The 17,477-nt window shown below is 67.7% G+C and carries 16 protein-coding genes; 13 read left to right on the forward strand and 3 right to left on the reverse strand.

Annotated elements, in window-relative coordinates:
• Window positions 1–15 precede the first annotated feature (15 nt).
• Window positions 16–420, reverse strand: coding sequence for a DUF2946 family protein (locus KHN96_RS00955; protein WP_045219762.1), 405 nt, complete (start codon window positions 418–420; stop codon window positions 16–18).
• Between the two features lie 174 nt (window positions 421–594).
• Here KHN96_RS00955 and KHN96_RS00960 point away from each other — a divergent pair, with 174 nt between their 5' ends.
• The gene (locus tag KHN96_RS00960; RefSeq protein WP_045219760.1) at window positions 595–1,776 is read left to right on the forward strand and encodes an ATP-binding protein; all 1,182 of its coding nucleotides are present in this window, start codon (window positions 595–597) and stop codon (window positions 1,774–1,776) included.
• 83 nt (window positions 1,777–1,859) lie between these two features.
• On the forward strand, window positions 1,860–2,867 hold the full coding sequence (locus KHN96_RS00965) for a TraB/GumN family protein (RefSeq protein WP_115044486.1): 1,008 nt from the start codon (window positions 1,860–1,862) through the stop codon (window positions 2,865–2,867).
• 21 nt (window positions 2,868–2,888) lie between these two features.
• Here the strand turns inward: KHN96_RS00965 and KHN96_RS00970 are convergent, their stop codons facing one another.
• Window positions 2,889–3,839 (reverse strand): sugar-binding transcriptional regulator, encoded by a 951-nt coding sequence (locus KHN96_RS00970; RefSeq protein ID WP_045219758.1) that lies wholly within the window; start codon window positions 3,837–3,839, stop codon window positions 2,889–2,891.
• 193 nt (window positions 3,840–4,032) lie between these two features.
• Between KHN96_RS00970 and KHN96_RS00975 the strand changes: the two genes are divergently transcribed.
• The 11 genes from KHN96_RS00975 (at window position 4,033) to KHN96_RS01025 (ending at window position 16,029) form a co-directional block, all read left to right on the forward strand.
• Window positions 4,033–5,391, forward strand: a complete 1,359-nt coding sequence (locus KHN96_RS00975; protein ID WP_052698632.1) for an ABC transporter substrate-binding protein — start codon at window positions 4,033–4,035, stop codon at window positions 5,389–5,391.
• 28 nt (window positions 5,392–5,419) lie between these two features.
• Entirely contained in the window at window positions 5,420–6,373 is a 954-nt protein-coding gene (locus tag KHN96_RS00980; RefSeq protein WP_082062927.1) for a carbohydrate ABC transporter permease, read from the forward strand.
• A complete protein-coding gene (locus KHN96_RS00985; protein WP_062738911.1) occupies window positions 6,370–7,191 on the forward strand; it encodes a carbohydrate ABC transporter permease in 822 nt (273 codons plus the stop codon). Before KHN96_RS00980 ends, KHN96_RS00985 begins: the two co-directional genes overlap by 4 nt.
• Window positions 7,192–7,193: 2 nt before the next feature.
• Window positions 7,194–7,895 (forward strand): HAD family hydrolase, encoded by a 702-nt coding sequence (locus KHN96_RS00990; protein WP_045219754.1) that lies wholly within the window; start codon window positions 7,194–7,196, stop codon window positions 7,893–7,895.
• A 54-nt stretch (window positions 7,896–7,949) separates the two neighbouring features.
• Window positions 7,950–9,050, forward strand: coding sequence for an ABC transporter ATP-binding protein (locus KHN96_RS00995; RefSeq protein WP_062738910.1), 1,101 nt, complete (start codon window positions 7,950–7,952; stop codon window positions 9,048–9,050).
• Window positions 9,051–9,075: 25 nt separating this feature from the next.
• Window positions 9,076–10,476: a D-arabinitol 4-dehydrogenase gene (gene dalD, locus KHN96_RS01000; RefSeq protein WP_062738965.1), complete on the forward strand. Its 1,401-nt coding sequence runs from the start codon at window positions 9,076–9,078 to the stop codon at window positions 10,474–10,476.
• A gap of 56 nt (window positions 10,477–10,532) precedes the next feature.
• Window positions 10,533–12,032 carry a xylulokinase gene (xylB, locus tag KHN96_RS01005; protein WP_062738909.1) on the forward strand — a complete coding sequence of 500 codons (1,500 nt, stop codon included), beginning with the start codon at window positions 10,533–10,535 and terminating at the stop codon, window positions 12,030–12,032.
• Window positions 12,029–12,988 carry a carbohydrate kinase family protein gene (locus KHN96_RS01010; protein WP_062738908.1) on the forward strand — a complete coding sequence of 320 codons (960 nt, stop codon included), beginning with the start codon at window positions 12,029–12,031 and terminating at the stop codon, window positions 12,986–12,988. Before xylB ends, KHN96_RS01010 begins: the two co-directional genes overlap by 4 nt.
• Window positions 12,989–13,012: 24 nt before the next feature.
• A complete protein-coding gene (locus KHN96_RS01015) occupies window positions 13,013–13,345 on the forward strand; it encodes a YnfA family protein (RefSeq protein WP_045219746.1) in 333 nt (110 codons plus the stop codon).
• Between the two features lie 155 nt (window positions 13,346–13,500).
• The gene (locus tag KHN96_RS01020) at window positions 13,501–13,809 is read left to right on the forward strand and encodes a hypothetical protein (RefSeq protein WP_062738907.1); all 309 of its coding nucleotides are present in this window, start codon (window positions 13,501–13,503) and stop codon (window positions 13,807–13,809) included.
• Between the two features lie 69 nt (window positions 13,810–13,878).
• Complete coding sequence (locus KHN96_RS01025) at window positions 13,879–16,029, forward strand: ATP-dependent helicase (protein ID WP_062738906.1); 2,151 nt, start codon at window positions 13,879–13,881, stop codon at window positions 16,027–16,029.
• A gap of 10 nt (window positions 16,030–16,039) precedes the next feature.
• Here the strand turns inward: KHN96_RS01025 and mdtD are convergent, their stop codons facing one another.
• The gene (gene mdtD / locus KHN96_RS01030; RefSeq protein ID WP_045220443.1) at window positions 16,040–17,461 is read right to left on the reverse strand and encodes a multidrug transporter subunit MdtD; all 1,422 of its coding nucleotides are present in this window, start codon (window positions 17,459–17,461) and stop codon (window positions 16,040–16,042) included.
• Between the last annotated feature and the right edge of the window lie 16 nt (window positions 17,462–17,477).

Below are 17,477 nucleotides of genomic sequence, written 5' to 3' on the forward strand. Positions count from 1 at the left end.
ACTCCCGCGGGCGCGTCAGTTCGACAACGGCGAAGACAGCGGAGGCGCGCGCGAATCGGCTACGCGCAGCGCACTGCGCGCGTACACGGGTGCCGGGCTGGCCGGCTGCCGCACGCGATAGACGAAATGCGCGGTAGGAACATCCAGCGCCGGCGCGGCCGCCAGCGCAAACCCGGCGGCAAAGCCCGGGCAATACAGGCAATGCGCCACGCCGTGGTGCGCGGCAGCGTCGTCGGCGCGGGCGCCATCGCCTGGCAGGTCGACGGCAATCTCGACCGTGCTGCCATGCGCAGCCGTGGCGCTGCAAAGCTCGACGGCGAGCGTGCCGGTCTGCGCCGCGCGGGCAGACGCGAGCACCGGCGACAGTACGTTCAGTACGGTCGCAAGCCAGACGAGGAAGAGCCAGCGGCGATGGAGCATGGGGATGGCGAGGGAATCCGGCGAGTATAGCGCTGCACAACAATTCACGTTTGTCCTGCGACGTCCTGCCGCGCAACGCGTGTTTTCCCGGCAAGCCGACTGAATTAGCCTTAATTATTGGATTGACTATAATTTATACCGACTTACATAATCAGGTCTAAAACGGGGCACCCGATGGATTCAGACACCGACACCGGCCGCTTCAACTTCCACCGCCAGGACCTTGCCAACACGCTGTGCGACAGCCTGGAAGGCAAGGGCCTGGCCGACGCGCGCTCCGGCCTATTCTTGGCTGCGCCCCGGCGCACCGGCAAAAGCACGTTCCTGCGCGAAGACCTGGTGCCCGAGGTCGAGCGCCGCAAGTGGATCGCCATCTACGTCGATTTGTGGGCCGACCGCGCCCGCGACCCGGGCCTGCTCATTGCCGACGCCATCAAATCGAAGCTGGCCGAGTTCGACGGGCCCATCGCCAAGCTCGCCAAGCAGGCCGGCATGGAAAAGGTAGACGTGCTGCGCACCTTCACGTTCAACCTCGGCAAGATCGGCCTGCCGCCGGGAATCACGCTGGCCGATGCGCTCGATGTGCTGTACAAGGCAGCGCGCCGGCCCATCGTGCTGATCATCGACGAGGCGCAGCACGCGCTGTCCACCGAGGCGGGCACCAATGCCATGTTCGCGCTCAAGGCCGCGCGCGACCAGATGAACCAGGGGGTGGCGGAGCCGCGCCTGTTCCTCGTCTTTACGGGGTCGAACCGTGACAAGCTGGCCAACCTGCTGCTCAACCGCACGCAGCCGTTCTTCGGCTCGCGCGTGACGAATTTCCCGCTGCTGGGGCGGCCGTATGTGTCGGCGTACACCGCGTGGGTCAACCAGCACCTCGCGCCCAACAACCAGTTCAAGGAAGACGACATGTTCGCCGCCTTCCAGCTGGTCGGACACCGGCCCGAGATGCTCAAGGGCATCGTCAGCGAAATTGCGCTCGAGCTCGGCGAGGCGGCCAACCTGGGCGAGCTGCTCAAGCGAGGCGCCCAGGGCATCCGGGACCGCATCTGGGGCGAGATCGAAAGCGATTACGCTGCGCTGACCGAGATCCAGCGCGCCGTGCTGGCCGTGCTGATCGAGCGCGGGCCGGGCTATTCGCCGTTCTCCGAAGAATCGATGAAGGCGTATGCCGCAAAGCTGGGCCACAGCGAGTTCTCGACCGCGACGGTGCAGGCCGCGCTCGATGCGTTGCGCGACAAGAACCTCATCTGGAAGGAATCGCGCGGCGCCTATGCGCTCGAAGACGAAAGCCTGGCGCTGTGGTTTCGCGAGACACGCGCCGCACACGCCGTGCCGCCGCGCTTGAGCGAGTAGGTCGACCGTCGCGACGATTGAACGATCGCCCCCGCCCGCTACACTGCAACGACCACCACAACAACATTTCGGGGAGCCGCCACATGCCACGCAACCGCACCACATGGCGCGCGCTCGCGGCCGCGTTCTGCCTGCTGACGGGCATCGGCAGCGCAGCCGCGCAGGATGCACCGGCATCCGCCGCCGCACACTGCCCGCCGCCCGCCTCGAGCTTCATCCCCCAGGACGGCTGGGCCGCCGCCGCCCAGCGCGCCACCGACCACGGACTGCTCTGGCGCATTGAAAGGAACGGCCACACATCGTGGCTCTACGGCACCATCCACGTCGCGCGCGCAGACTGGATGCTGCCCGGCCCCGCCATCCGGGAGGCGCTCCAGCAGGTGGACGCCGTCGCGCTGGAACTCGACCTGCTCAACAAGGACACCGCCGGCAAGGCGCCCGCCGCGCGCAATACGAGCGAAGACCGGCAACTCCTTGCGGGGCGCCGCGGAGAACGCTTCAACAAGCTGCTCGCCGCCGCATGCCTGCCCGACACGGCCCTCACGCAGATCCGCAAGTTCCAGCCGACCATGCAGCTGGCATCGCTGGCGGTGCTGGGCGTCCGAACCGATGGCCTGTATCCGGATTTCGGCATCGACCTCTTCCTGACCACCTACGCAAAAAGCCGGCGCCTGCCCGTCGTGCCACTCGAAACCCTCGCCCAGCAGGTGCGCGTGCTCAACGAAATCGTGCCGAAAAACGAGCTCGCACAGCAGTTCGATACGGTGCTCGACGCGATTGAATCGGGCGAGGCGCGCACGCAGACGTTGACGCTCGCCAACGCATGGGCCGACAGCGACATCGGTACGCTCGAGCGCTATCCGCAGTGGTGCGACTGCCTGAAAACGCGCTCCGACAAGCGCGCGTTCCAGCGCCTGGTCACGAACCGCAACCGCGCCATGGCCGAGAACATCGCCAAGGTGCACGCCAGCGGCCAGCGGGTGTTCGGCGCCGTCGGGGCCCTGCACATGATCGGCCCCAAGGGCATTCCGGCACTGCTGGCGGCACGCGGGTTTACGGTCACGCCCGTGCTGCCGCCGCCAACGCGCTGAAAGGTCTGCGCGGGTACGGGTTCAATCCAGTTCAAGAATCCGCTGCGCGCAAGCTTCGTCGGTCACCAGGCCAGTCAGCCACCCGCCGCGCAGGGCGGCCGCAATCGCGCCCGCCTTGGCAACGCCCCCCGCCATGGCGATCACCGGGTGCGCGGGCATCGGCTGCAGCGGCAAGCTCGTGATGCGCGTTTGCAGCGGCAGGTCGAGCAGGCGCCCTTGCGCATCGATCGGCCGGCCGATCAGTTCGCCAGCGGCACCGTGCGCGAGCAGGTCGTCGACGTCTTGCGCAGTGATGAAGCCGTCGACCTGCAATGCGCACCCCGGCCCGATCGTGCCGACGCCGATGAAGGTGACATCCGCCTGCGCGGCCAGGTCTGCGACCACGCCGTAGAGGCGGTGCTGGCACCACTGGCGCGTGTCTTCCGCACTGTCGGCCACCAGCGGCGCGGGCAGCAGGTAGTAGCGGCTGCGGGTTTTCTCAGCGGCAGCCAGCGCGACGTCGTAACGATTGGACGAGCCGTCCGCGGCAATCGCCCCCACCATCGAGACGATGCGGTGCTGCGGGCGGTCGAGATCCGGCAGCTGATCGATGGCGGCGCGCAACGTGCGTCCCGAGCCGACGCTGACCACGCGCGGCGCCTCGGCCAGCAGGTGGCGCTCCATGGTCTCGGCAGCCGCCACGGCAATCATGCGCTGTACCGCTTCCGCGCTGTCGGCGGCGGTCGGCACCACGTGGCAGGCCTCCAGCCGGAAGCGGCTGCGCAGGCTTTCCGCCAGTTCCAGGCACGCTGACACAGGGTGCGTCACGCGGACCTTCACCAGCCCATGCTCCACCGCGTAGGCGATCAACCGCTGGGCGATCTGGCGCGACACCCCGAGTTGCTCGGCGATGTCCTGCTGCGTGTGGTTGCCCACGTAGTACAGCCACGCCGCGCGAGCGGCCTGATCTCGTTTCTCTTGCTGCTTGGACACGCAGCGTCTCCTCTGGCTAGAACCTTGGCGATACGGTGTACTGTATCGCGCTTTTGCTCCACGAACGAGCATTTGCTTGACAAGTGCGATACCGCATCCGATTATTTGCTCACAACAAGGACAATTGCTCAATTCAGACCTCTTGTCCAGGCGATGCGGCCGCATCGCCACATTCCAAAAAGGAGACGACTGCATGTTCCGCACGTTCTTGCGCGGGATGGCCCGCCCATCTCATGTCTTCAGGCTGGCTGTCTTCGCGGCCCTCCCCGCATTCCACACGTTCTGTGCAGCCGCGGTGCACGCCGCGCCCACCACGCTCACGATCGCCACGATCAACAACCCCGACATGATCGTGCTGCAAAAGCTCTCCAGCCAGTTCGAGCAGGCCCACCCCGACATCAAGCTGCGCTGGGTCACGCTCGAAGAAGGCGTGCTGCGCCAGCGCGTGACCACCGACATCGCGACGGGCAGCGGCCAGTTCGATCTGATGACGATCGGCGGCTACGAAGCGCCGCTGTGGGCAAAGAAGGGCTGGCTCGTCCCGCTGGACATGCCCGCCGGCTACGACACGACCGACCTGCTGCCCACCGTGCGCGAGGGCCTGTCGCAAGACGGCAAGCTGTACGCCGTGCCGTTCTATGCCGAAAGTTCGATGACGTACTACCGGCGTGACCTCTTCAACGCCGCCGGCCTGAAGATGCCCGAGCAGCCGACGTATGACGACATCGCCAGATTTGCCGCCAAGCTGCATGACCCGGCCAGGGGCGTCTACGGCATCTGCCTGCGCGGGCGCGCGGGCTGGGGCGAGAACATCGCCCTCGTGTCCACCATGGTCAATACGTTCGGCGGCCGCTGGTTCGACGAGAAGTGGCAGCCGACCATCGACACGCCGCAGTGGAAGCAGGCGGTCAACACCTATGTCGACCTGCTGAAGAAATACGGCCCGCCCGGCGCCAGCAGCAACGGCTTCAACGAAAACCTCGTGCTGTTCTCGGGCGGCAAGTGCGGCATGTGGATCGACGCCACCGTCGCGGCCGGCATGGTCAGCAGCGCGAAGGATTCCAAGGTCGCCGACAAGGTGGGCTTTGCCAACGCGCCGATCGCCAGCACGCCGAAGGGCTCGCACTGGCTGTGGATCTGGGCGCTGGCGGTGCCCAAGTCGTCGAAATCACCCGAAGCCGCCAAGACGTTCGCGGCGTGGGCGACTTCGAAGGACTACATCCGCGCGGTCGCCAAGGCACAGGGCTGGGGCGAGGTGCCGCCCGGCACGCGCGCATCGACGTATGACGACCCGGCTTACCAGAAGGCCGCGCCGTTCTCAGGCTTCGTGCGCCACGCCATCGAGACGGCCAACCCGAACGATCCATCCGCGCAGAAGGTTCCGTACACCGGCGTGCAGTTCGTGACCATTCCGGAGTTCCAGTCGCTGGGCACGGTGGTGGGGCAGGCGATTGCGGGCGCGCTCGCCGGCAAGACGACCGTGGAGGATGCGCTGCGGACGTCGCAATCGCAGGCGCAGCGCGCCATGCGCCAAGGCGGCTATCTGAAGTAATGCAGCGGCGGCTGCGCCCGGAGGTCTCATGGAACACGCATTGGAATCGCACGTGAACGGCGTCGGCGGCACGCCGTCACCGGTGTCGGCGCCGGCACAGCCGCAGCGCACGCGGCGCTGGCTGCCGACGCTGCTGGTCTCGCCATCGGTGCTGGTGCTGCTGCTGTGGATGATCGTGCCGCTGGCGATGACGCTGTATTTCTCCGTCAGCCGCTACAACCTGCTCAACCCCGACCAGACCGGCCTGGCAGGGCTCGACAACTACCGCTTCCTGGTCGAAGACCCCGCCTTCTGGCCCGCCATCACCAACACGCTGGTGCTGATCGGGTCGGTGCTGGTCATCAGTGTGGTGGCGGGCACGTTGCTGGCGGTGCTGTTCGATCAACCATTTGCGGGGCGCGGTGTGGCCCGCATTCTCGCCATCAGCCCGTTCTTCGTCATGCCGACCGTGGCGGCGCTCATCTGGAAGAACATGATGCTGCACCCGGTGTACGGCCTGGCCGCCTGGGTGGCGCGGCTGTTCGGCGCCGAGCCGGTGGACTGGCTGGCGACGCATCCGATGCTCTCGATCATCATCATCGTGGCGTGGCAGTGGACGCCGTTTGCGTTCCTGATCCTGCTGACGGCGCTGCAATCGCTCGATCCAGAGCAGAAGGAAGCCGCGCAGCTCGACGGCGCGAGCCCCGTGCGCATCTTCTGGCACATCGTGCTGCCGCACCTCAAGCGTGCGATTGCCGTGGTCGTGATGATCGAGACCATCTTCCTGCTCTCCATCTTTGCCGAGATCCACACCACCACAGCAGGCGGCCCCGGCACCGCCACCACCAACCTTGCGTACTTCGTCTACAGCCTCGGCCTGCAGCAGTTCGACATCGGCATCGCGTCGGCCGGCGGCATCGTGGCCGTGGTGCTGGCAAACGTCGTGGCGTTCTTCCTCGTGCGCATGCTGGCCCGCAACCTGAAAGGAGTGCACGAGCAATGAGCACGCTGACTTCCACCTGGCGCACCCGGCTGGCTGGCGTACTGGCTTGGACGATCGCCCTGGCGCTGTTCTTCCCTATCGCCTGGGCAGCGCTGACGGCCTTCAAGACCGAGCAGGACGCCTATACGCCCACGCTGTTGTTCACGCCCACGCTCGACAGCTTCCGCGAGGTGCTGGAGCGCGCGCACTACCCGAGCTTCCTCGGCAACTCGCTGGCGGTATCGGCCATCTCCACGCTGCTGGCCCTGGCGATTGCCATCCCGGCGGGCTATGCGATGGCGTTCTTCCCGAACAGGCGCACGCAGCAGGTGCTGCTGTGGATGCTCTCCACCAAGATGATGCCGGCCGTGGGCGTACTGCTGCCGGTGTACCTACTGGCAAAGACGGCGGGGCTGCTAGATTCCATCACGGCGCTCGTCATTGTCTACACGCTCGCCAACCTGCCGATTGCCGTCTGGATGGTCTTCACCTACTGCAACGACGTGCCGCGCGAGATTCTCGAGGCCGCGCGCATGGACGGCGCCAACCTCTGGCAGGAACTCGTCTACGTGCTGCTGCCGACGATGCTGCCGGGGCTCGCCTCCACCGCGCTGCTTTTGCTGATCCTGTCGTGGAACGAAGCCTTCTGGAGCCTGAACCTGACCAGCATCGACGCGGCGCCGCTCACCGTGTTCATCGCGTCGTACTCGAACCCTGAAGGCCTGTTCTGGGCCAAGCTCTCCGCCGCGTCTGTGCTGGCGATTGCGCCGATCCTCGTGCTGGGCTGGCTGGCGCAGCGACAACTCGTGCGTGGCCTGACGTTCGGAGCCGTGAAGTGACGATGACGCAGACCGACGTGCGCGCCCCCGCCTACCTGATCTGCGACTGCGACGGTGTGCTGATCGACAGCGAATCCGTGGCGCTGCGCGCGCTGATCCGCACGCTCGGTCCGCACGTGCCGCACCTCTCGCCGGCCGCGCTCGAGGAGATGCTCGAACCGCGCCTGGGCATGAACACGGTGGCACTGCTCGACGAGCTGCAAGGCAGCATCGGCCTGAGGCTCTCGGATGCTGAGCTGGCAAGCGTCCTTGCAGACGTCGAGCACGACTGCGCCACGCAATCGCAGCCGGTGCCTGGCATCGCCAAGCTGCTCGCCACCGTGCCGCAGCCCAAGGCAGTGGCAAGCAACAGCAGCCGCCCGCGCATTGAAGCCAGCCTCGTGCGCGCCGGCCTGCGCGACGTGTTCGGCGAGCACATCTACAGCGCCTACGAAATGCCCCAACCCAAGCCGGCGCCGGACGTGTACCTCGCGGCGTGCGCAGGCCTCGGTGCAGCACCCGTGCATTGCCTGGCCATCGAAGACAGCGACACCGGGGTGCGCGCCGCCCGCGCCGCCGGCCTGACGGTGTTCGGCTTTGCCGGCGTTGCACACGCGCCGGCCGTTGCCACGCAGCGCCTGCTGGCCGCGGGCGCACGCTACGTCTTTACCGACATGCGCGCCCTGGCCGACGCCCTGACGTCGACACTCGCCACGCCCGCCTGAGCCACATATCGCATACCGAAGATCGAAGATCGAGTACGCCCAAGGAGACGCCCCATGGCCAGCCTCACTCTGCGCAATCTGCAAAAGCGCTACGAACAGAACACCGTCCTGCACAACATCAACCTCGACATTGCCGACGGTGAATTCGTCGTCTTCGTCGGGCCCTCGGGCTGCGGCAAGTCCACCCTGCTGCGCACGATTGCCGGCCTGGAGGACATCGACGGCGGCGACCTGCTGATCGGCGATACGCGCGTCAACGACGTGGTACCGGCCAAGCGCGGCATTGCGATGGTGTTTCAGTCGTACGCGCTGTATCCGCACATGAGCGTGTACGACAACATGGCCTTCGGTCTGAAGCTCTCGGGGATGAAGCGCGAGGCCATCGACGCCGCCGTGCGCCGCGCCGCCGAGGTACTGCACATCGACGCGCTGCTCGATCGCAAGCCACGGCAGCTCTCCGGGGGTCAGCGCCAGCGCGTTGCCATCGGCCGGGCCATCACGCGAGAGCCCAAGGTCTTCCTGTTCGACGAGCCGCTCTCCAACCTCGATGCCGCGCTGCGCGTGAAGATGCGCCTGGAGTTTGCGCGCCTGCACGATGCGCTCAAGACGACCATGATCTACGTCACGCACGACCAGGTCGAAGCCATGACGCTGGCCGACAAGATCGTCGTGCTGCGCGATGGCCGTATCGAGCAGGTCGGCTCGCCGCAGACCCTCTATCACCATCCGGCCAGCGAGTTCGTCGCGGGCTTCATCGGCTCGCCAAAGATGAACTTCCTGCGCGGCAGCGTCGTGCGTGCCGATGCGTCGGGCGTGGACGTGGCGCTTGCGGGCGGCCAGCAGCGTGTGGCGGTGTCGCCAGGCGCGTTGCGCGCGGGCGATGCCGTCACGCTGGGCGTTCGGCCGGAGCATCTGCATCTTGATGCGGCCGGCGCGATGCGGGCGTCGGTCACGCACATCGAATCCCTGGGCGATGTGGCGTACCTGCATGCCGACTGCGAGGCCGCGCCCGACGGCCTCGTGCTGCGCGTGCCGGAGTCGACCAGGCTGGCGCACGGCAGCGCCATCAGCGTGGCTGCGGATGCCGCGCACTGCCATCTGTTCGATGCCGAGGGCCGCGCGCTGCCGCGCCTGCAAACCCAACTGGCCGCCTGACCTGCAACGCTCCACGCCCACGCTCATGCCTTCTTCCAACGCTTCTTCCACCTGGCTGCACCTGGGGGCCGGCTCGTTCCATCGCGCGCATCAGGCGTGGTACCTGCATCGCCTGCGCGAGGCCGGGGATGCCCCATGGCGTCTTGCCCTGGCCAACATCCGCAACGATGCCGCAACGCTGCTGCACGACCTGGCCGCGCAGCACGGCGCTTACACGCTGGAGACGGTGGACACCGCCGGCCATCGCGCGTACGAGCGCATCACGTCCATCGATACCATCGTGCCCTGGGATGCCGACCTCGCTGCGGTGTGCGAAATCGGGGGCGCGCCCGAGACACGCGTGATCTCCTTCACAGTCACGGAAGGCGGCTACTACCTCGACCAGCAGCACCAGCTCGACACCACGCAGCCCGACATTGCGACTGACCTGCGCGGCGGCGCCTGCACGCTGTACGGCGCGCTCGCACGCGTGCTGCGCCAGCGCATGCGCCGCGGCGGCGCACCGGTCACCCTGCTCAACTGCGACAACCTGCGCCACAACGGCGAGCGCGTCGCGCACGGCCTGCGCCAGTTCCTCACGCTGCACGGCGACGACGATCTCGTTGCATGGCTGGACACCCACGCCAGCACGCCCAATACCATGGTCGACCGGATCACCCCACGCCCGACCGATATCCTGCGCGAGCGCGTGGCCGCGCACACCGGCTGGCAAGACCGGTGCCCCGTCATGGCCGAGACCTTCGTGCAATGGGTGGTCGAGGACGATTTCCGCGCTGGCCGGCCCGCGCTGGAACGCGTGGGGGTGAAGTTCGTGAGCACCGTGCTGCCGTATGAGGAGGCGAAGATCCGCGTGCTCAACGCCAGCCATAGCTGCATCGCGTGGGCCGGCACGCTGCTGGGCCTGCGCACCATCGACGAAAGCGTGGCCGTACCGTCCATCCGCCGCATGGCGTGGGACTACGTCACGCACGACGTCATCCCCTGCCTGACACCGAGCCCCGTCGACCTGGCTGCCTACCGCGACACCGTGCTCGACCGCTTTGCCAATCCGCACATCGGCGACACGAACCAGCGTGTGGCGGCCGACGGCTTCTCGAAGATTCCCGGCTTCATCACGCCGACGCTGGTGGAGTCGCTCGCGCGCGGTCATGCGCCGCTCGCCACGGCGATGCTGCCGGCGCTGTTCTTCGTGTTTCTGGAGCGATGGGGCGCCGGTGCGCTGCCGTATGCCTACCAGGACGGCCAGTTCGACCCTGCCGCCGCCCGCGCCATGCTCGATGCGCCCGACCCCGTCGCCGTGTACTGCCAGAACGCCGCACTGTGGGGCAGCCTCGCTGGAACGCCACCGCTCACAGGCCTCGTCCGCGATGCGGTGGGGCGTGTGCGCGCGTGGCTCGGGATCGAGCAGGCTGCCACCGCCGGTTGACGACGAACGGATACGCGCGACAATCGACGCCTCACACAACCGGACCCGGCGGCCCCATGTACCTCGGCATCGATCTCGGCACCTCCGAAGTCAAAGTGCTGCTGCTGGACGCAGCGGGCAGCATCGTCGGCACGGCCGGCGAAGCGCTGACCGTGTCGCGGCCGCAGGTGGGCTGGGCAGAGCAATCGCCTGACGACTGGTGGCAGGCCACGTGCGCGGCCATCGGCAAATTGCGCAGCGTGGCGCCGCGTGCGTTTGCCGCCACGCGCGCCATCGGGCTGTCGGGCCAGATGCACGGTGCCGTGCTGCTCGATGCGCGCAACCGCGTCTTGCGGCCGGCCATCCTGTGGAACGACACGCGCAGCACCGCCGAATGTCTCGAGCTGACACGCCGCGTGCCCAGCCTGCACGCCATTGCCGGCAACCTGGCGATGCCCGGGTTCACTGCGCCCAAGCTGCTGTGGAGCGCGCGTCATGAGCCGGCGGTCTTCGACGCCATCGACTGCGTGCTGTTGCCCAAGGACTATCTGCGCCTGCGCCTGACGGGCGAGCGCGCGTCAGACCCGTCGGATGCCGGCGGCACGCTGTGGCTGGACGTGGCGCGGCGCACCTGGTCTGACGAACTGCTGGCCGCGACGGGGCTGTCGCGCCGGCACATGCCGCGGCTCGTGGAAGGCAGCGCCGCCAGTGGCACGTTGCTGCCCGAGGTGGCCGATGCGTGGGGCCTGGCGCCTGACGTCATCGTGGCCGGCGGCGGTGGCGACGGCGCGGCCAGCGCCGTGGGCATCGGCGCGACGCAGCCGGGCGACGGCTTCCTGTCGCTGGGCACGTCGGGTGTGATCTTCGTGGTCAACGACCGCTTCCACCCCAACCCCGCACAGGCCGTCCATGCCTTCTGTCACGCGCTGCCCGAACGCTGGCACCAGATGAGCGTGATGCTTTCCGCCGCAAGCTGCCTGCGCTGGTTCTGCCGGCTGACCAGCGTGCACGAAGCCACGCTGCTCGAAGAGATTGCCGCGCTGCCCGAACCCGCGCGCGAATCCGCGCCGTTCTTCCTGCCTTACCTGTCGGGCGAGCGCACGCCGCACAACGATGCACTCGCGCAGGGGCATTTCCACAACCTCACGCACGCCAGCGACCGCGCCGCGCTCGGCTACGCCGTGATCGAAGGCGTGGCCTTCGGCATGGCCGACGGCCTGGATGCATTGCGCGCGGCCGGCACGCAGGTCGCATCGCTGTCATTTGTGGGCGGTGGCTCGCGCAGCCCGTTCTGGGCGCAACTGCTGGCCGACACGCTCAGTACCGAACTGACAACGCACGTGGGCAGCGAAGCAGGCGGGGCGCTCGGCGCCGCCCGCCTGGGCTGGATGGCCGATGGCGGCATTGAAGCCACCGTCTGCGCCAAGCCGCCCGTGCTGGCCACGTATCGGCCCGACGCCGCGCGCCATGCGCGCCTTGCGCAGCGGCTGTCGGCATTCCGCGCGCTGTATCGACGCGCATCGCCGCCGGCCACCGCGCCCGCTCCACAAACCGCTGCCCTGCCCTTGCCTGCATGACCGCCCCCGCGTCGCCCGCCCAACCGCTGCCCCGCCTCGTCGTCTTTGGCGAGGCGCTGACCGACTTTCTGCATCAAGGCAACGGCCAGTGGCTTGCCCGGCCCGGCGGCGCATGCTGGAACGTCGCGCGGGTGGCGGCACGCCCGGGCGCGCCCACCGGCTACGCAGGCGCCATCAGCAACGACGTATTCGGCGATGCGCTGTTCTCCGATTCGCGAGCCGCCGGGCTCGACCTGCGCTTCCTGCAGCGCGTGGACCGCGCCCCGCTGCTGGCGATGGTCACCTCCACGCAGCCACCGCACTACTTCTTCGTGGGCGACGACAGCGCAGACCTGCATTTCGATGTGCAGGCCCTGCCGGCCGGCTGGCAGGCCGCCGTGGAGGTCGCGCATTTCGGCTGCATCAGTCTGGCGCGCGAACCGCTGGGCAGCCGCCTCGTGGCACTGGCCGAAACGCTGGCGGCGCACGGCACGCGCATCACCTTCGATCCCAACTGGCGCGTGACGATGGCCGCTGCGCACTATGCACCGCTGCTCCGGCGCATGGCAGCCATTGCGTCGGTCATCAAGGTATCGGACGAGGATTTGCACCAGCTGTTTCCCAGCCATGCCGATCCGCTCAGCGTGCTGCGTGCGCTTGCGCCGCAAGCCGACATCCTGCTCACGCTCGGCGCGAAGGGCATGGTGTGGGTGCAACACGGCCACGGCGATGTCCGCATCGCGCAGGAGGCGTTCACCGTGCCGGTGGTCGACACGGTCGGATGCGGCGATGCCGCCATGGGCGGCTGGCTCGCCAGCCTGCTGCGCTGCCCCGACGCGCCCGTGCAGACGCATCTGCGCCAGGCTGCGGCTGCGGCGGCCTTGACGGCTTCGCGCGCAGGCGCCTATGCCGGCACGCAAGCCGAGGTGGAAGCCCTGCTGCAGGCGCATGCTGCCATGCCACAATCGGCGGTCTGATATCGGATCGCCCCGGGGCTTGTTTTGGAACTGCTTCGCATTGCTGTGCTGTTTGCCGCCACCGCCGTGGCGGAAATCGTCGGCTGCTACCTGCCATGGCTGGTCCTGCGCCAGGGCAAGCCGATGTGGTGGCTGCTGCCCGCAGCCGCGTCGCTGGCGCTGTTTGCGTGGCTGCTGACGCTGCACCCGACGGCAGCCGGCCGCACGTATGCCGCCTACGGCGGTGTGTACATTGCCGTGGCGCTGGTCTGGCTGCGCGCGGTCGATGGCGTCACGCTCACGCGTTGGGACATCGTCGGCGCGGCCATTGCGTTGGTGGGGATGGCGGTGATTGCGCTGCAGCCCCGGGGCAGCTGATCGTTGGCCGCAAGGCGCGCGATCTTTACGCTTCGCTGACCGCAATGGAACTGTCAGCCACCGCAGTACCCGACCGAAGCATCATCGCAGCCGGCGATTGCGCTCGGCGCTCACTCGCCGCCCCCTTCCAACCGTTTCTTACTGCGGAGGCCAGAATGCCTGCCAACCTCGTCAAACACCTTCCTGTGGCCCCGATGCTGATGGCGGCTGCCACGAGCGCGTCGGCGCTGACCACATCGCCCCACACCTTCCGCGAGTCGGATTTGCAGGCGATGCTGGCCCAAAGCCAGCCGGCGCAGCCTGCTCAGCGTGCGCAACAGGCACCGCGCGCACCATTGACCATCGGCGTGAGCGATCCCGAGACCAGGCTCGTCCTGCCGTGGTTCCTGGCCGAGCTGGTCGACGCCGTGAACCAGCACACCGCACCGCAAGACGTGGCGAAGAAGCTGCGCAAGGGCATCTGACGCGGGCTTTCGCTGGGCGGCGCGCGCAGTGCTGTATATTCATACAGTTATTTTTTGTGACGCCCCACCGTGCTTGCCGCCTCCCCCGCCCCTGACACCACCAGCGCCCCGGCCACGCCGGGCTATCTGGCCCAACTGAACGACCAGCAGCGCCAGGTGGTCGAGTTCGGCATTTCGGGGCCAGACGCGGCAGAGACCGGCCCGCTGCTCGTATTGGCCGGTGCAGGCTCGGGCAAGACCCACACGCTCGGCTGGCGCGTGGCACATCTCGTGGCCAACGGGGCGGATCCGCAACGCATCCTGCTGCTGACGTTCTCGCGCCGGGCGGCGAGCGAGTTCTCCAGCCGCGCGGGCCATCTGCTCGCCCGCGCCATGCACGGTGAACGCACCAACGGCGGGCTCAACGCGGCGGGCGCCTCCTACCAGACGACCCTGCCGTGGGCTGGCACCTTCCACGGCATCGGCGCGCGCCTGCTGCGCGAATACGCCGAGCGCGTCGGCCTGGCACCCGATTTCACCATCCACGATCGCAGCGACTCGGCCGACCTGCTCAACGTCGTGCGCCACGAGCTGAACCTGTCGACCAAGGAGCGCCGCTTCCCGCTCAAGCAGACGTGCCTGGCCATCTACTCGCGCGCCATCAACGCCGAAAGCCCGCTGAACGCCGTGCTCAAACACCACTTTCCGTGGTGCGCGATGTGGGAGGCGCAGCTGCGCACGCTCTTCGACGCATATGTCGAGGCCAAGCAGGCCCAGCACGTGCTCGACTACGACGACCTGCTGCTCTACTGGCACGCGATGGTGTCCGACGCGGACCTTGCTGCCGAGATCGGTGCGCGCTTCGACCACATCCTCGTCGACGAATACCAGGACACGAACCGGCTGCAGTCGTCCATCCTGCGGGCGCTGCGCCCGGACGGCCGCGGCGTGACGGTGGTGGGCGACGATGCGCAATCGATCTACGCATTTCGCGCGGCCACGGTGCGCAACATCCTCGACTTCCCGCGCCATTTTTCGCGCCCGGCGCGCACGGTGCTGCTGGAGCGCAATTACCGCTCGACCCAGCCGATCCTGGACGCATCCAATGGTGTGATGCGCTTTGCCACCGAACGCTTTGCCAAGACGCTTTGGACCGATCGGGCGTCGACGCATCGGCCGCGGCTGATCTCGGTGCGCGACGAGGCCGAACAGGCGCGCTGCGTGGCCGAGCAGGTGCTGCGTCACCGGGAAGGCGGGCTGACGCTGAAATCGCAGGCCGTGCTGTTCCGCACCGCGAGCCACAGCGCGCCGCTCGAGATCGAACTCACGCGCCGCAACATCCCGTTCGTGAAATACGGCGGCCTGAAGTTTCTGGAGGCGGCGCATGTGAAGGACGTGCTCTCGGTGCTGCGCTGGGCCGAGAACCCGCGCAACCGCATCGCCGGCTTTCGCGTGATCCAACTGCTGCCGGGCGCCGGCCCCGCCACGGCCGCGCGCGTGCTCGATGCGATGGCCGAAGCGGTGGACCCCATTGCCGCGCTCCTGGCCTACGAACCGCCCGCACGCCTCGCCGGCGACTGGGCCACGCTCATGGCGCTGATGCAGACCCTGCGCGCGCCCAAGGACAGCCTGGCCTGGGCCAGCGAACTCGAAGCCGTCGGCGCGTGGTACGCCCCGCACATGGAACGCCTGCACGACGATGCCGCCGTGCGCCAGGGCGACCTGGACCAGCTCGCGCGCATGGCCGCCACGTACGCCACGCGCGAACGCTTCCTGACCGAGATGACCCTCGACCCTCCCGAACTGACCAGCGATGAATCGGGCGAACCGTACCGCGACGAGGACTACCTGATCCTGTCGACGATCCACTCGTCGAAGGGCCAGGAATGGAAGGCGGTGTATGTGCTGAACGCCGTGGACGGCTGCATGCCCGCCGACCTGGGCGCCGGCTCGCACGAAGAGCTGGAGGAAGAGCGCCGCCTGCTCTATGTGGCGATGACGCGGGCGCGCGAGCATCTCGACATCCTCGTACCGCAGCGCTTCTACGTGACGCAGCAAACACCCAATGGCGATCGGCACATCTACGCGTCGCGCACGCGCTTCATTCCGCCGGCGCTGCTGCCGCTGTTCGAAGCCTGCGCCTGGCCGGAACCGGAGCCCGGCGCCGATCCGGCAGCCGAAGCCCGCGCCGCCGCCAAGGTAGACCTGACCAAGAAGATGCGCGGCTACTGGCAGAAGTAGGCGGCCTGCCTCAGTCGACGATCTCGGGCCGCTTGACCACCTGCGTGGACTCGAAGCGCGAGAGCTGCGCGAAGATCCACGCGGCCGCCGCCGTCATCACGCCCACGCACAGGAAGGTCTTGTGGAAAGCGGCCAGTGTGTCGTGTCCTTCCGGCCCGGCCGTGAAATCGGTAAAACCCGTGAGCAGCGCGCCCGCCGCCGCCACCCCGAGGCTCATCGACAGCATCATCACCATGGACAGCATGCTGTTGCCCGCGCTCGCCAGCGGCCCGTTCAGGTCCTTGAGCGTGAGCGTGTTCATGGCGGTGAACTGCATCGAGTTGAACGTGCCGAACAGTGCCAGCTGGACGATGCGCAGCCACAGCGGCTTGTCCGGCGTCATCAATGCAAAGCTGGCCATCATCAGGCCGACCATGAGCGTGTTGGCAAACAGCATGCGGCGATAGCCGTAATGCTTGATCGCCCAGGTACCCAGGGGCTTGGCCGCCATGCCGGCCGCAGCCACAGGCACCATCATCAGGCCCGCCTGCAACGGCGAATACCCCAGGCTCACCTGCAGCAGCAGCGGGATCAGGAACGGCATGCCGCCGCTGCCGATGCGCGCAAACAGGTTGCCCAGGATGCCGATGGAAAAACTCGGGATCCCGAACAGCGTGCGCGGAAACAGCGGCCCCACCACACGCCCAGCGTGCAGCCAGTACGCCGTGAGCGCCGCCAGCCCGAAGATCAGCAGCACCAGCACCGTGGCATGCTGGAAGCCCAGCTCCGACAGCCCGTCGAGCGAGAACGACACCGCCGCCATGCCGAAGGCCAGCATCAGGTAGCCCGACCAATCGAAGCGGCTGTCGTCGTCGGCCCGCACGTCCGGCATCACCTTGAGCGTGACCAGCGCGCCCACCACCCCGACCGGTATGTTGATGAGGAAGATCCAGTGCCACGACACGGCCTGCACCAGCCAGCCGCCGAGCGTCGGGCCGATCAGCGGGCCGATCAGCCCCGGGATCGTGACGAAGCTCATGGCGGGCAGAAACTGCTCGCGCGGCACCACGCGCAGCACCGTCAGCCGCCCGACCGGCATCAGCAGCGCACCGCCCACGCCCTGCACCACGCGCGAAGCAATCAGCATGGTCAGGCTGCGCGACTCGGCGCACAGCAATGACCCGATCGTGAACAGGAAGATGGCCACGAAGAACATGCGGCGCGTGCCGAACCGGTCGGCCAGCCAGCCCGACGCGGGCATCAGCATGGCGGTCGTCAGCGTGTAGGCGATGATGACCGACTGCATCTTCAGCGGGCTTTCCGACAGACTGCGCGCCATGGCGGGCAGCGCCGTGTTGACGATGGTGGAATCCAGCGTCTGCATGAACAGCCCGATGGCCACCAGCCAGAGCAGCGGTTGAAGCGACTTGTCGACGGAAACGGAAGTGGACATGGGCGGGTCGGTACGT

Source organism: Ralstonia mannitolilytica (genome assembly GCF_905397375.1).
GTDB classification, from domain to species: domain Bacteria; phylum Pseudomonadota; class Gammaproteobacteria; order Burkholderiales; family Burkholderiaceae; genus Ralstonia; species Ralstonia mannitolilytica.